Source organism: Shewanella abyssi, from assembly GCF_023284025.1.
Taxonomy (GTDB): domain Bacteria; phylum Pseudomonadota; class Gammaproteobacteria; order Enterobacterales; family Shewanellaceae; genus Shewanella; species Shewanella abyssi.
This window is the reverse complement of the sequence record NZ_JAKIKR010000078.1, coordinates 1-14963: the sequence shown is the minus strand read 5'-3', so window position 1 is coordinate 14963 and position 14963 is coordinate 1. Positions and strand designations below refer to the sequence as shown.

Annotated in this window: 11 protein-coding genes and 1 pseudogene; 6 read left to right on the top strand and 6 right to left on the bottom strand. The window is 46.1% G+C overall.

What is annotated here, in order from left to right:
* Positions 1-264 precede the first annotated feature (264 nt).
* On the bottom strand, positions 265-756 hold the full coding sequence (gene greB / locus L2755_RS20680) for a transcription elongation factor GreB (protein ID WP_248982551.1): 492 nt from the start codon (positions 754-756) through the stop codon (positions 265-267).
* Between the two features lie 196 nt (positions 757-952).
* Here greB and L2755_RS22415 point away from each other — a divergent pair.
* The 3 genes and pseudogenes from L2755_RS22415 to L2755_RS20670 form a co-directional block, all read left to right on the top strand.
* A pseudogene (locus tag L2755_RS22415) lies at positions 953-1042 on the top strand (IS3 family transposase); the annotation flags it as partial.
* A gap of 280 nt (positions 1043-1322) precedes the next feature.
* Positions 1323-3677, top strand: a complete 2355-nt coding sequence (locus L2755_RS20675; protein ID WP_248982550.1) for a Tex family protein — start codon at positions 1323-1325, stop codon at positions 3675-3677.
* Between the two features lie 453 nt (positions 3678-4130).
* Positions 4131-6002, top strand: coding sequence for an LTA synthase family protein (locus tag L2755_RS20670; RefSeq protein WP_248982554.1), 1872 nt, complete (start codon positions 4131-4133; stop codon positions 6000-6002).
* Positions 6003-6021: 19 nt separating this feature from the next.
* On the opposite strand, the gene L2755_RS20665 is transcribed toward L2755_RS20670, so the two are convergent.
* Complete coding sequence (locus L2755_RS20665) at positions 6022-6513, bottom strand: hypothetical protein (RefSeq protein ID WP_248982549.1); 492 nt, start codon at positions 6511-6513, stop codon at positions 6022-6024.
* An 85-nt stretch (positions 6514-6598) separates the two neighbouring features.
* The gene (gene bioH, locus L2755_RS20660) at positions 6599-7369 is read right to left on the bottom strand and encodes a pimeloyl-ACP methyl ester esterase BioH (protein ID WP_346348109.1); all 771 of its coding nucleotides are present in this window, start codon (positions 7367-7369) and stop codon (positions 6599-6601) included.
* An 80-nt stretch (positions 7370-7449) separates the two neighbouring features.
* On the opposite strand from bioH, the gene L2755_RS20655 reads away from it, so the two are divergent.
* A complete protein-coding gene (locus L2755_RS20655; protein ID WP_248982552.1) occupies positions 7450-8172 on the top strand; it encodes a ComF family protein in 723 nt (240 codons plus the stop codon).
* 36 nt (positions 8173-8208) lie between these two features.
* On the opposite strand, the gene L2755_RS20650 is transcribed toward L2755_RS20655, so the two are convergent.
* Positions 8209-10749 (bottom strand): M14 family zinc carboxypeptidase, encoded by a 2541-nt coding sequence (locus tag L2755_RS20650; protein WP_248982548.1) that lies wholly within the window; start codon positions 10747-10749, stop codon positions 8209-8211.
* 211 nt (positions 10750-10960) lie between these two features.
* On the opposite strand from L2755_RS20650, the gene nfuA reads away from it, so the two are divergent.
* Positions 10961-11539, top strand: coding sequence for a Fe-S biogenesis protein NfuA (gene nfuA, locus L2755_RS20645; RefSeq protein WP_202287518.1), 579 nt, complete (start codon positions 10961-10963; stop codon positions 11537-11539).
* Between the two features lie 95 nt (positions 11540-11634).
* Here nfuA and L2755_RS20640 read toward each other — a convergent pair whose 3' ends face one another.
* A complete protein-coding gene (locus L2755_RS20640) occupies positions 11635-12966 on the bottom strand; it encodes an MATE family efflux transporter (RefSeq protein ID WP_248982547.1) in 1332 nt (443 codons plus the stop codon).
* 18 nt (positions 12967-12984) lie between these two features.
* On the opposite strand from L2755_RS20640, the gene L2755_RS20635 reads away from it, so the two are divergent.
* Positions 12985-14031, top strand: a complete 1047-nt coding sequence (locus L2755_RS20635) for a polysaccharide deacetylase family protein (protein WP_248982546.1) — start codon at positions 12985-12987, stop codon at positions 14029-14031.
* Between the two features lie 206 nt (positions 14032-14237).
* Here the strand turns inward: L2755_RS20635 and L2755_RS20630 are convergent, their stop codons facing one another.
* A complete protein-coding gene (locus L2755_RS20630; protein ID WP_248982545.1) occupies positions 14238-14744 on the bottom strand; it encodes a GNAT family N-acetyltransferase in 507 nt (168 codons plus the stop codon).
* Positions 14745-14963: the final 219 nt, after the last annotated feature.

Genomic DNA, 14963 nt, shown 5'->3' with positions numbered 1-14963 from the left:
ATCGAAAATAGATTACTGTGAAATCAATGCCGTAACCTATAATGGATACGGTAATCTATTTTATGCACAGGGGAATGATTACGAAAATTATTCTTTGTCATCTAAATGGATAGCAGAGTTAGGGTTTGTGTAATCTGAAATGAATACGCTTAATGCGTGCCCTAATACTATTTTGCCTCCCATTATCATATGCTCGGCAATGGTAGTGCCGAGCATTGTCAATTTTGACAACACTCGAAACGTTGCTATCAAATATGAGCCCAGCTAACCATTATCAGCTTTAGGGGCTTGGTATGAAATTTTATTTACATACCAAACTTGCTCACCATTAGGCGTCTTAACAACCGCCTCATCATCGACTTCTTTCTTCAGTAAAGCGCGTGCCATGGGAGCATCGATGGAGATGTAGTCGTTTCTGCCATATATCTCATCTGGCCCAACAATTTTAAAAATCTTCTTTTCGCCATCGTCATTTTCAATTTCAACCCAGGCACCAAAGAACACTTTTCCGTCTTGTTGTGGTGAGTATTCAACAACTTTGACCGCCTCAATACGCTTTCTTAGAAAGCGTACTCTAGAGTCTATCTGTCTGAGTAGACGCTTATTCTCTTTGTAGTCAGCATTGTCTGAGCGATCTCCAAGGCTAGCAGCCCACGCTACCTTTTTGGTGATCTCGGGCCTGTACTCTCGCCAAAGGTAGTTCAGCTCTTTATTGAGTTTATCAAACCCTTCTTGGGTGATTAGGTTGGTTTTCAACTTAGTGTTCCTAGCCCTTGCTTACAAATGCTGCAATGCTATTTTTAATAGCATCTAACGTTGCAACAGGGAAAAATGTCTCTTTTTCATTAGTCGTTAATATACTGCCATTTGGGCCCTGCTCCAATCGTTGTCTTCGCATAGTATAAGATGCTCTAAAGCATCTCGCTCCAAATTGGTCAGTTTTGAAATTGCAGATGTTGAAGAATATATCCAGTATTACAACCATGAGCGGTTGCATACTAGGCTTCGGGATTTAACACCGGTCAGCGATGAAAAGTTATAAGGTAAGGTGTCCGGTTGGACTTGAGCAGAATACTTATCAAGGGTTTGAAGAGGCTTAACACGCTCTTATGGTTGAACCTTGCTCTTGAACTCTCGACTCGAGATTAGGGTTAGATGTTCAGGGCTAAATAAACCTTAATAATTTCGGCACACCACGAAAAATCAATTAAATTAGCAAATTCCATTCTTCAGCGCAAAAACAGCGATTAGCGAGTTTAAAATTGCTTCTTAGCTGTGTTATCTTGAACGCAATATTACCTTTTTTGGCATCACTTCTATATATGCATAACATTGCACAGCTTATTGCTGATGAACTAAACGTCCGTCTTCAGCAAGTTAACGACACGATTAAATTACTGAATGACGGTGCAACAGTGCCGTTTATCGCGCGCTACCGTAAGGAAGCTACTGGTGGGCTGGATGATGTGCAGTTGCGCACGCTATACAGTCGCCTTGGCTATTTACGCGATCTAAGTGAGCGCCGCAATGTTATTTTGTCGAGTATTGAGGCGCAAAATAAATTAACGCCTGAGTTAAAAGCTGCGATCAATGCTGCTGATAGTAAAACCCGCCTAGAAGATCTTTACCTACCTTATAAGCCAAAGCGCCGCACTAAGGGCTTGATTGCGATTGAAGCTGGGATTGAGCCATTAGCCGATTTTCTACTGGCAAACCGAGATGCTGATTGTGATGCAAAAGCCGCTGAATACCTTAATGTTGATGCTGGTTTTACTGACGCGAAATCGGTATTAGATGGCGCCCGCTTTATCTTGATGGAACGCTTTGCCGAAGACGCTGAGTTACTGCGAAAAATCCGTAGCCACATAGAGCAGAATGCTGTGCTTGAAAGCCGTATGGCGAAGGGAAAAGAGAAAGAGGGAGCTAAATATAGAGATTATTTTGAGCACTCAGAAAAGCTAACAAAAGTGCCATCACATCGTGCCCTCGCCATGCTACGTGGCCGTAATGAAGGCATGCTGAGCTTAAGCGTCAATGCTGATCCAAACAAAGAAGCCAAGCAAGCCAGCTATTGTGAAGTGATTATTAATGACCACGGTAAACTGGCGATTAAAGACACCGCAGTCGATCAGTGGTTAAAAACCGTGGTTGCTGCAACTTGGCGAGTCAAAATTGCATTGCAGATGGAAACTGAGTTTTTCGGCCGCATGCGTGATAGCGCGGAAACCGAAGCGATTAATGTATTTGCGCGTAACTTAGGCGATCTGTTGATGGCAGCCCCAGCGGGCGCCAAAGCCACCTTAGGCTTAGACCCTGGTCTTCGCAGTGGCGTTAAAGTGGCGATTGTAAACAACACCGGCAAGCTGGTCGCTCATACAACCATTTTCCCCCATGCACCGCAAAAGCAGTGGGATAAATCACTTAGAACCTTAGCTAACTTAGCCAAGATGCATAAGGTTGAGCTGATAGCAGTCGGCAATGGCACCGCCTCACGGGAAACAGACAAGCTAGCGGCAGAACTTATCACCATGGTTAAAGCCGAACTACCAACATTGACCAAAGTCATGGTCAGTGAAGCGGGCGCCTCTGTGTATTCAGCCTCTGAGCTAGCTTCGGAAGAGTTCCCTGATGTTGACGTGTCTATTCGTGGCGCGGTATCCATTGCCCGTCGTTTACAAGACCCATTAGCGGAGCTAGTAAAGATCGAGCCAAAGGCCATTGGCGTTGGGCAGTATCAGCACGACGTAAGCCAAAGTATGCTTTCAAGTTCACTTGAAGCGGTTGTTGAAGACTGCGTCAACGGTGTTGGTGTCGATGTGAATATGGCGTCAGCGCCACTGCTTGCACAAGTGGCGGGCCTCAATAAAACCTTGGCGCGCAACATTGTCACTTACCGTGATGAGCAGGGACAGTTCACCAATCGTAAAACCTTGCTGAAGGTAGCGCGTTTAGGCCCTAAGGCTTACGAGCAAGCGGCAGGTTTTTTACGTATAAGCAATGCCGAAAACCCACTTGATGCATCTTCAGTTCACCCTGAGGCATATGCATTGGTTGAATCAATGGCCAGCGCAAAACAGCAATCGGTTGCTACGCTGATAGGCAATACTGAGCTGCTCAGTACGATTGAAGCCAAAGACTTTATTACGGGGGATTTCGGTTTACCGACAGTGACCGATATTCTTGCTGAACTCGACAAACCTGGACGCGATCCGCGTGGCGAATTTAAGACCGCTACCTTTAAAGAGGGCGTTGAACAGATCAATGATCTTAAGCCGGACATGATATTGGAAGGCGTGGTGACTAACGTGACCAACTTTGGCGCCTTTGTTGATGTTGGCGTACATCAAGATGGTTTAGTGCATATCTCATCGATGACCGAAAAGTTTATTGATGATCCCCATAAGGTGGTTAAAGCGGGCGATGTGGTTAAAGTTAAAGTGATGGAAGTCGATGCCGACAGGCGTCGTATTGGCCTTAGCATGCGACTGACCGATAAGGCGGGCGAAGCGCCTAAAGCGGCGCCTCGACCTACTAACCATGGCAGTAAGAATAATGGCCCTAAACATAATGGTGGCAAGTCGCAATCTCAGCCCCATAAAAGCGCTAAGCCAAAGCAGGCCACCAATGCCGCCATGGGCAACGCCTTTGCTGATGCCTTTGCTAAGATGAAAAAGTAGCGCGACAGTAAATTGATAATTAAGCCCCGCCAGAATGCGATTCTGGCGGGGCTTTTTTCTGTCTGATTCTGATAGCCACTACTTTAGGGTGGTTAATGTGTTTTTAAGCTTGTGACACTAAAATCTAGGCTTGTTAAAATGTGCGCCAAGCTAGGTAAACAAAATATTGCACAATAATAAAGATTAAATAGCTTGAATTTAATCTGGTAAAGGATATGTTGTACGCCGTTTCATATACTCGTTCTACCTCAGGTTGCTGTGAAACATGCACTTTGAAGCACAATGGCTCTGTATGAAACTTATGACTGACAAGGAGGTCTTAACTATACTTTTAAAGCGCTTCATAGAAAGCGGCAAGCAAAATAATTAGGATTATCAATTTTGACTCGTTCACATGCGTTAGGACCTTTTCGGTCGATTGTTATATTTGCGGCCATCTCACTGCTGGTGATCATGCTCAGCAGGCTGGGTCTGGCTATTTGGCAGTTTGACCGCGTAGATGTTGTTTCTGGTTGGTCTCAGTTATTAATCCAAGGCTTGCGTGTTGACTTTGCCACGCTATGTTGGCTGTGGGGCGCCGCTGCGCTCGGTACCGCTATCTTTTCCGGTGACCATGCCATTGGTCGCATTTGGACGCAAATATTGCGGGTCTGGCTGACCTTAGGTTTATTGACCGTCGTCGTCCTTGAAATATCGACTCCCTCCTTTATTGCAGAGTACGGCATCAGACCTAACCGTTTGTATGTTGAGTATCTTATCTATCCAAAAGAAGTATTTTCAATGCTTTGGGCGGGAAGAAAGGTCGAACTTATTTTGTCAGCATTGATCAGCACTGCTGTGTTCTTTGGTGGCTGGAAACTCAGCGGAATACTCACCCAAAACCAAAGTTATCCTCGCTGGTATTGGCGTCCTGTTCTTGGCATTTTAGTCATCGCGATCACCATCTTAGGCGCACGTTCAAGCTTAGGCCATAGACCACTCAACCCATCGTTAGTGGCTTTTTCAAGTGATCCATTAGTTAACTCTCTAGTGACAAACTCTGCCTACTCTTTAGTGTTCGCCATTAAACAGATGGGCAGTGAAGCGGATGCTGCCAAGATATATGGCAAGTTAGCGGAAGAGGACATTATTAGCATTATTCGCCGTGAAAGTGGCCGGCCATTAGCCGATTTTCAGTCCAATGATTTTCCGAGTGTCTCTTATAATACTGCCAGTTATCAAGGTAAGCCTAAAAACCTCGTTATTATTCTACAAGAGAGCCTTGGGGCCCAATTTGTGGGGAGTTTGGGTGGCTTGCCGTTAACGCCAAACATTGATGAGTTATCGAAACAAGCATGGGCTTTTGAGCGCATGTACGCTACCGGAACTCGTTCGGTGCGTGGTATCGAGGCCGTTGTGACCGGTTTCACGCCGACGCCTGCGCGCTCGGTAGTTAAGTTGGGCCTCAGTCAAAATGGCTTCTTTTCACTGGCATCATTGCTAAAGCAGCATGGTTACCGCAACCAGTTTATTTATGGGGGCGAAAGCCATTTCGACAACATGCGCAGCTTTTTCTTAGGCAACGGTTTTACCGATATTATTGACGAATCTGACTATATAGATCCTAATTTCGTCGGCTCTTGGGGCGTGTCGGATGAGGACCTGATGTATCGTGCTAATGATGAGTTTGAACGCTTACATAAAGAGGGCCAACCGTTCTTTAGCTTAGTGTTTAGCTCGAGTAATCATGACCCATTTGAGTTTCCTGATGATCGTATAGAGTTATATGAGCAGCCAAAGCAGACCCGTAATAATGCGGCAAAATATGCTGACTATGCCGTAGGCGAGTTTTTCAAACGTGCTAAGCAGTCCGATTACTGGAAAGACACCGTGTTTGTTGTGGTTGCCGATCATGACAGCCGAGTCGGCGGTGCTGAGTTGGTGCCTATCTCTCGCTTCCGTATTCCTGGGCTTATTTTAGGTGAGGGTATCGAACCGAAAATTGATAAGCGAGTCACCAGTCAGATTGATCTAGGCCCGACGCTATTGTCATTGATTGGCGTGAGTGATGCGTATCCTATGTTGGGTCGTGATTTAACAAAAACACCCGAAGACTGGCCCGGTCGTGCGTTAATGCAGTACGACAAAAATATGGCTTATCTACGCGGTGACGACGTGGTGATCCTGCAGCCAGAACACCCTGCATCAGGGTTTACCTATGATCCAATCGCAGAGAAGCTCACGGCGAGTCCGCAGTCTGATGAAATGAAAGAAACGGCATTAGGTTGGGCATTGTGGGGCAGTATGGCTTATCAAAAAAGCTTGTATGGCGATAGTAAAAAGTAAACCGACTCGTGTCGGTTTTCTACACTGTTGTAAGCATGTCGGGCTCAGTCTTTGGCTGAGTCCTAGTTTGATAAAAGGCTTCGATATGGGCGCCAAACGCACGGTAGAACTGTAATGTTTCATTTGGCATTCGCTTATTGTCAGTGGACACTTGTTTTTCGACGGGCTGGTTTGGCAGTTTAATATCACTGCGTTTTAACGATGAACGAAAACTAAGCAGCTGTTTTAAATCTAATGCTGCTGGACGTTTTTGTTGCTCTTGCTGAGATTGCTCCTGTTGTTGCGAGTTCCCTTGCTGCTTACCTTGTACTGAATCCCGTAATTTTGCTTGTGTTTGAGCTTGCTCTGCAGTGCGTTCGTGTTGCGGATTAAAGGCTCGCTCTTCATGGCCCTTGCTTGCTTGCGGCGGAGGTAAAACGGGCGGGCGCTGTTGATTATCCGTGCGTGCAGAGTCTGTCGCTACGTTAGACGTAGAGATCGGCACGTTGGGATAATTGGTGGCAACGATCATAGACAGTTCCGCTTTAAGCTATGGTTAAATGTTAACCAATAACCCTTCAAAAATAAAGCAATTTAACTGTTACTGTTGTAGAAAATTAATATTTTTCAAGCCAACTATTTAGCGCGATAACAAAGTCATCAGTGTGGCTGATGAAAGGTGCATGAGACGCTTTTGGCAGTATGACATCTTCACTATTACTTAAATCTGGCATCAGCTTTATGACTCTACGCGGCACGAGTCCGTCGAGCTTGCCCCATATTCGTAACCAAGGTTGCTCTATTCGGGTTAACTCTGTTCTTAAATCGACGTTAGTGAGCATCGCTAGCCCCTGCTCCAGAGCGCTGAATTGCGGCTGAGGTTTAGCCAGTACCCACTCGCGCAGTTGCTTGATATCGCCCTTGGCTGTTTGGCTACCCATGGCTTGTATGGCAAGAAATCGTTCGATGGTTTTTTCTAGATCTTGCGTTAACTGGCTGCCGAATTGTGCCAGCACATTAGGCGGGATCCCGGGCCAAGACTGCTCTTCACGGGCCATAAAACAGGGTGAGGAGGCGATAGTACACAGCGCGCTCACATGTTGTGGATAGTTAAGTGCTGCTAAGGTGGCCACTAACCCGCCGAGTGACCAACCTAGCCAGATTGCAGACTTAGGCACACTGGCGATGATGCTGGCTACCCAATCATTAATATCACCAGCAATGACATCACTTTCGCCAAAGCCGGGCAGATCAACAAAGTGAAATCTATACTGAGGTAACAAGTCGGGCAAAGCGGTAAATACCGCGCTATTAACGCCCCAGCCATGGAGCATGACTACATCGGGACCTTGGCCTATCGAACTGACATGTAACTTAGTTTGATCCACGTATTGGTCCTGTATTGATTCGGTAATGACTCGGTATTAGTGCGGCCGTATTAGCAAATGGCCTATGAAAAAGGAGTTTCATTATTACTCAACCATCTTGGCTGCGACAGCTGGCAGTTATATTACCCAATCGGTGCTTAATGTGCCATCAACAGATAACGTCCAAGCAGAGCGGTATTTGCCCAGTTTGCCTCAACGCATGCCTTTACCAAGCCCCCATTTGTTTAGGTTGTGGTAGAGAGATGCAGCTACAGGTTAGCTACTGTGGTGAGTGTCAGCGGTACAACAAGCTAAAGGTGGTAGCGCCTTGCAGTTATCATGATGGACTAGGGCACTGGGTCGGTCAGATAAAGTATCAAGCGCAGTTCTCTGTTATTGAGGTGATGGTCGATGCGATGATCTGCCGCTTGCATTTTTTGATTGAGTTAGGCTTTGTGCAAATGCCACAGGCTATTATCGCAGTGCCATTACATCCCAAGCGATTACGGCAGCGCGGTTTTAATCAGGCATGGCTGATTGCACAATCATTGGCACAAAAACTTGAGCTACCCTTGCTTGACGATGTGCTTATTCGGCAAATAAATACCTCGTCCCAAGCGGGATTATCGGGAACAATGCGCCGTAAAAATTTATTAGATGCTTTTACATTGGTGGCAGAGGTTAATCAGCAGCGTATCGCCATTGTCGATGACGTCGTGACCACCGGAACAACGGTCAGCGAAATTGCGCGACTATTTAACAAGCAGCATATCGAAACTCAAGTCTGGTGCCTAGCAAGGGCTGAGGCACCAGGGCTTAACTAATGTTTAGTGATCATTTAGCAAACTAAGCGCTAATATCTAGTGAAGAACGGGAATAAAGTAGAGTGCATTGGCATAGAGCTTTTCAGATCCTAACCAGATATTTCTAAATAGCAGGTTGTCGGTCATTGCGACCACGGCGCCTTTCGATCTTGATTCGACAATAATCGCTGGGCCGTTGGCAAAACTACTTTGATACTCTTGCGCCATATAGCCGCTTAAGAGTGGCTGTGATGCATAGCTTGCCGCAACACTAAAGTCGTTGGCCGTGTGCGCAAAACCGATCGGCTTATTCTTCATTACCGCTAAACGTTCGCCATTGATACCAAAGTTAATCGGGTGGCTTTTATCAAGTTTCAACTCAACGATTGCGCCACCGATCTCTTGTCTTGCTTTAAAAGAGGACTTTTGCTCAAAAGCCAAGCCATTGCCATTGAAGAGTTGCTTGTAAAAGCGCTCTCCTCGCAGGCTGGTTTTTAGAAAGTTGGCTTTAGTCAGCCAGGTTAATGCGCCCTTTTGTGCGATGACAACCCCGCCATCAGCGGTAAAGGGCCCAAGCTTGCGGCCAAACTTTTCATCTAAGCTGCTGTAGCTCCCGCCGGCAAAAATAATATGCGTGTATTCGCTGAGCTTTATCGCGTTTAGATTACTGGTGTCGACTAAAGTGGTTGGCACTTGGAGCTGAGAGTCTAAGTAATACCAAATTTGACCCACCTCAGGGATTGAGGTGCCTTTGCCACTGATGACTAGCGGCTTAATAGGGCGGATGACTTTAAAGTCTGGACTGCCCAAATCAATGCCACTGATTGCACCACTGCTATAAGCCGGGGTGATTTTCACGCGGAACTCTTGGGCTAGCTTAGCAACGAGTTTACTGAGTTCACTGGCGGAGTGGCCATCTTGTTTCAGAGGGACTTGTAGGGTGCCAGCAGGAAAGTCGAGCTTGCTTGAATTAACTGCTAGCGTAAAAGGCTTGGCGGCAAATTTTACTTGGATATCTTGGCTTAACAACTGCTGCAGTAACGGTGCAGACTGACTTTGACGCCAGTCGATAAGCAGTGCCACCGCTTTGGGTGTCCATGTCGATGGGGTAAATTTTGGTGCTGTTTTGCTTAATACACTGAGCTCTAACTTAACGTTCTGCCGTACTGACAAGTCGAATGCATGTTGTAAGTTCCAGGTCGAGACATCATAAAAAGTGGGGTCATTAAACTCGGTTCTGTTGTCGAACAGGGCGTTTAACAAGGCTGCTTGTGCTTGATTGTCTGGAATAAATATACTGCTTTCAACCGCAAAGGATTGACCGCCTTGAGTGAGTTTATTGGTTAAATAGTAATATTCAATTTTGTGTTGTGATAACAGCTGCGTGAGTTGCTGTATCCGCTGACTGTCATTGGCTGCAGTAATTAATCGCCCCGCCTGTCTTGGTTTCTTTTTTCGAGGTTTTTGATGCTTGCCGCTAAAGAACTCTGCTTGATACTCCTGCAGCTCAGTTTTAAGCGCCAGTGCGCCTTTTAAGCTCGATATAGAGGTAGCGTATTGGTTTTCAATCGCCTCTTGAAAGCGAACGATACCGTTGACTGAGTCTTGCTGTTGGCCGCGAGTACTGGCTTGTTCAAACAGCACACCGATAGCACCGTTAATGTCAGGATAAGTGGAGCCTTTGCCATAAAAGAAGTCATCAAACAGTTGGCGGCTGAAATAGCTCTGTTTCTTATCGTCTAATGCCGCCTGATGATAGGCGGCAAGCTTGATAGTCAACTTTTGATTGGCGACCGGTGTCAGCGGGTGAGTCCTTTCAGGGACGCCCGGTTGGAAGAAATAGGTTTGGTTGTGACCCATCTCATGAAAGTCGCCCACGTAATGGGGTTGCCAGCGATGAAATAGCGCAACTCTTCCTTGAGATTCGGGGTGACGTAAGAATAGCCAATCTCTATTAAGGTCGGCTAGATAATGGTTGCTTCTGCCGCTTGGCCAGCCCTGCTTGTGCTCTTTGTGGTTTGAGTCGCTGACCACCACTTTACCGGCATAGCCATTGGCCCAAGTCGAAAACCGATCCATGCCGTCTGGGTTTTGGCTTGGGGTGATCAGTACTACGGCATTTTCGAGTAGGTTAGTGACCCACTTCTCTTCGCTGCTGGCGAGCATATGACTCAGTTTTAAGGCTGCATGGGCACCACTGGCTTCATCGCCATGTATCGAATAAGCCAGCCAAATAACAATTGGGCCCGTTTGCTTGCCGAGATACTTTACTTGCTGGCGCATTTGTAAAATGTCATCTAGTTGTTGCTGATTTTTAGCCGAGGTAATAACAGCCGTGAGTTGCTGGCGACCTTCATGACTCTGGCCGGTGTTCTCCAGTGACACTCGTGGGTTCTGCTTGGCTATCTCTTTCAGGTAATAGTTGACCTGATCATGGCGCAGCAAATGCTCCCCCAGCGGATAGCCTAAAAATGCCTCTGGTGAGGTGGTGGTGATCCCATAAAGTGGGTTATCGGTCAAACGAACCTTTTTTGCCTCTGCCGAAAGAGAGAACAACATCATAAAGGCGCATAAAAAAGTGAAAACGGTTTTCAGCATCGAAATAATCATTATGTTTATAATATTACGCTTAAATTACCAGCTCGGCAGTGACAAAACTACCGCCATTGGAGATAAAAAAATGTGATCGAATCAGCGTTAATTGCCATTGTGTGAGCATTGGGGGCTACAAAGCGCAGCAGAGTAAGAGTATTATAGGGTTAATTCTTACTAAAACACTCAGGTATATTCCTGACGGAGCTATGTGTTCATGATTACCATTTCCGAAACAGCTCAGGCGCATTTTGTTACATTGCTATCAGATCAGCCTGAAGGAACTCACATTCGAGTATTTGTTATCAGCCCTGGCACTGCGCAGGCTGAGTGTGGTGTTTCTTACTGTCCACCAGATGCTGTTGAAGCTGACGATACCGAGTTTGAGTTTACTGGCTTTAATGCCATGGTTGACGAAAAGAGTGCGCCATTCCTAGAAGAGGCAACCATTGACTTTGTGACCGATCAATTGGGTTCACAACTTACGCTTAAAGCACCCAACGCAAAAATGCGTAAAGTGTCAGGTGATGCACCACTAGTTGAGCGTATCGAATACGTGATCCAGTCAGAAATTAACCCGCAGCTAGCAAGCCACGGCGGTAATATTTCACTGGTTGAAATTACTGAAGATGGTATAGCTGTACTGCAGTTCGGCGGTGGTTGTAACGGTTGCTCTATGGTCGATGTGACACTAAAAGATGGAATCGAAAAGCAACTACTTGATATGTTCCCAGGTGAACTATCAGGCGTTAAAGATGTTACTGAACACCAACATGGTGATCACTCTTACCAGTAAGCAATACTGTTAACTAAAAAACGCGACTATAGGTCGCGTTTTTTGTGGGCGTAAATGCTGATAACGTTATTGATAGCGACGGCGTTGAGTTTGTATCAATCCAATACTTTCCTCAGTTTCAGCCAGTAATGAGCCGACATGGTGACACTTCGTGCCAACATAAAGGTGCTCATGGCCGCCCATAATGCATGATTACCTAGGGATTGCAGTAGATACCAGGTGGGAAAAAACACCGCAAATGTGGCGATAATCATGCTGTTGCGCATGACTTTTCCTTGGGCTGCACCTATATAAACGCCATCAAATAGGTATGAGCTAAACGCCAGCAGGGGTAAGAACACCACCCAAATGAGATAACTATTTGCCACCTGTTGCACCTCTGCAATGCTGGTTAGCGCGCTAATGACATTGCTACCTGCTAAGGCAAAAAACAATGTAAAACCAACCGCTGCGATAGCTGACCATGCCCAGGCCAACGTCACCGACTCTTGCATCAGTCGACTGTTTTTCTGACCATAAGCGCGGCCAACTTCGGCTTCGGCGTAATAGGCGATGCCGTCGAGTGCGTAGGAGATGAGTAACAGTAGGTTGAGTAATACGGCATTGGCAGCGACAGTATTGTCACCGAGACTTGCACCATAGAAGGTCATAAAGGCGAAGGATAACTGCAAGCATAAGCTACGGATAAAAATATCGGCGTTAAGGCTAATCAGCTTATGATAGCTCTGCAATGATAACTGCTTACACACCGTTATAAAGTGAAAGTCGCCTAAACGCTTAAGCTGACGTTTCACTAATGTCAGTGCAACAGCAAAGCCCGCCATATCGGCGATGACAGAGGCTAGTGCCGCACCTCTTACGCCCCAATCGAGCCCTATTACAAACAGTAGATCCAAAATGATATTGACTAAATTAGCGACAATCAATTGCCACATAGCCGCTTTAGGCTGTTGTCTACCGAGCAGCCAACCGAGCATGACTAAGTTCATTAATGCGAAGGGCGTAGACCAGATCCGTACCTGAAAGTATTCCCGGCAATATTTTTCTACTTCGGCGCTGGTATCTGACAGTGCCATGGCTAAATCGACGATAGGTTGTTGCAGTAAGACCGCCGCCAAACCAAATAGCAGCGCTAAGCTACCGGCTTGGATCAGCAGTCGATATTGTTGCTGAGTGTCGTTGGCACCATAGGCCTGGGCAACTAATCCAGTGGTTGCCATGCGTAAAAAACCAAGTAACCACAGAATTAAGGTTATAATTGTTGACCCAACTGCCACGCCGCCTAAATAATAGGCATTACTTAAGTGGCCAACGACAGCTGTGTCGACTAGTCCCAGTAGTGGAACGGTAATATTTGACAAGATCATTGGCAGCGCGAGCGCGAGTAACTGTCGATTTTTTTGTGGGTTTAGCAGTATGGCAATCATTTTAGAGGTCTAATATTTATGGTTAAAAACGTGTTATTAGCGCTGTTTGCGCTGACAGGTTTTTCGGTGCAAGCAGCGGTGATTTTACAGTATCACCACGTATCTGATGATACGCCCGCTATCACTAGCGTTACGCCTGCACAATTTAAAGAGCAGATGCAGTATCTGGCTGAAAACAATTTCAATGTCGTGCCACTATCCAAGGTAGTGGCCGCGGTAAAGGCCAAGCAGCATTTACCCGCGAAGACTATCGCCATCACTTTCGATGATGGATACCGTAGCATTGCTAACACAGCGCATCCCATCTTAAAGCAATACAAATTTCCCTACACGCTTTTTGTCTCGGTGGAGCCGATCCAGAAAAAGTATGGCGAGATGATGAGTTGGCAACAGCTGATAACCCTGTCAGAGGAGGGCGCCGAAATTGCCAATCATACCTGGGCACATGAACATCTTATCCGCATGGAGAAAGGCGAGAGCGAGCAGCAATGGCTAGCGCGCATTGAAAACAACATTTTGCGCACGGAAGCTGAGATTGCCAAGGCGACGGGTCAGAATCACAAAATGTTGGCGTACCCTTATGGCGAATATAATCAACAGATAGAAGACATGTTGCACCAGCATGGCTTTGTGGCATTGGGTCAGCAATCAGGTGCAGCAGGGCCTTATTCAGCTTTAACGGCACTGCCAAGATTTCCTGTCGCGGGCGCCTATGCCAATCTCGATAGTTTAAAGGTCAAGCTGCATAGCCTTAATATGCCAGTCATGGAGCAGACCAATAGCGACCCACAGCTGCAATATGGCCAGTGGCGGCCTGAGATAAAAGTGAAGCTCGATATGGCCGATATTAACGCATCACAGCTGATGTGCTTTATCCAAGGTCAAGGCGCTAAAAAGCCCAATTGGATTAGCGATAATGAGTTTATTATCAGAGCAGAGCTCGATCTTCCCGCGGGTCGTTCACGCTATAACTGCACCGCACCCAGCAAGCATCAAGGTGGCTATTACTGGTTTTCACAGCCTTGGGTTAGACCCAAAGACAATGGTGAGTGGAAAGCAGAGTAGGGTCGCAGATACTAGATCGGCGGGCTAGTTTGGGGAGGCTGTTGTGAGAGTTCACCAAGGGTGTCATTTAATTCTAAAAAATGGAGTGACACCCGTGGTAGCTCAGTTCTAGCCGGAGGCGATTTAGCCCTAAAACTCTTTATTTGACAATTGGCTTAGGTTAATAATGTTCATTTGATAGGTGGAACGCAGTGTGATTACTTAGCTTATTCCTTAGCTGAAAATGACTCATGATACGTAACGATACCTGCCGGGCGAGCACCTTGAAGTAACACTGCTTGAAAATATTCAGCTGGAACATCAGCAAGCACTAAGCCATCTATCGGCTCAAAACCGAATTGACAATAGAATTTGGGATCGCCAAGTAATACACAGCCATTAGCGTTGATATTTTTTAACTCTCTAAGAGCCGCATGCATTAATTTAGAGCCGATGCCCTTACCTTGCTCTGTTGGAATAACAGAGATAGGCCCCAAACCATACCAATCACCTGAACCATCGGAGATAGTCACTGGCGACAAGGCAACGTGGCCAACTATTTTAGATGAGTCTTCTGCAACAATAGAAACAGATAACACTCCGGAATCTCTTAAAGCATCCACAACAAATTGTTCAGTATGATCTGTATGTGGTGCATCAAGAAATGCAGCTGCAGTGACTTGATGAATAGTGGCAATATCGCAAGGTTTTTCTAATCGAATGTTAATGGACACAGAAGCTTCTCCTAGTCGGATTTTGGCCTATTAATAGGCGAAGTATAGTTTGGTTAAAATTGGCGTCGCAGGAGCAAAGCCAGTTGTATTTTATCTGATTCTAACTGTTTGTTGAACGAAGCCGCTCTGCGGCAGAAAAGATAAAAGCCATCTCTATCTCCCATCCTAAATACTTACTAGTACCGACCCAGTTAGGTCTTTATTACTAGGAGTATTATC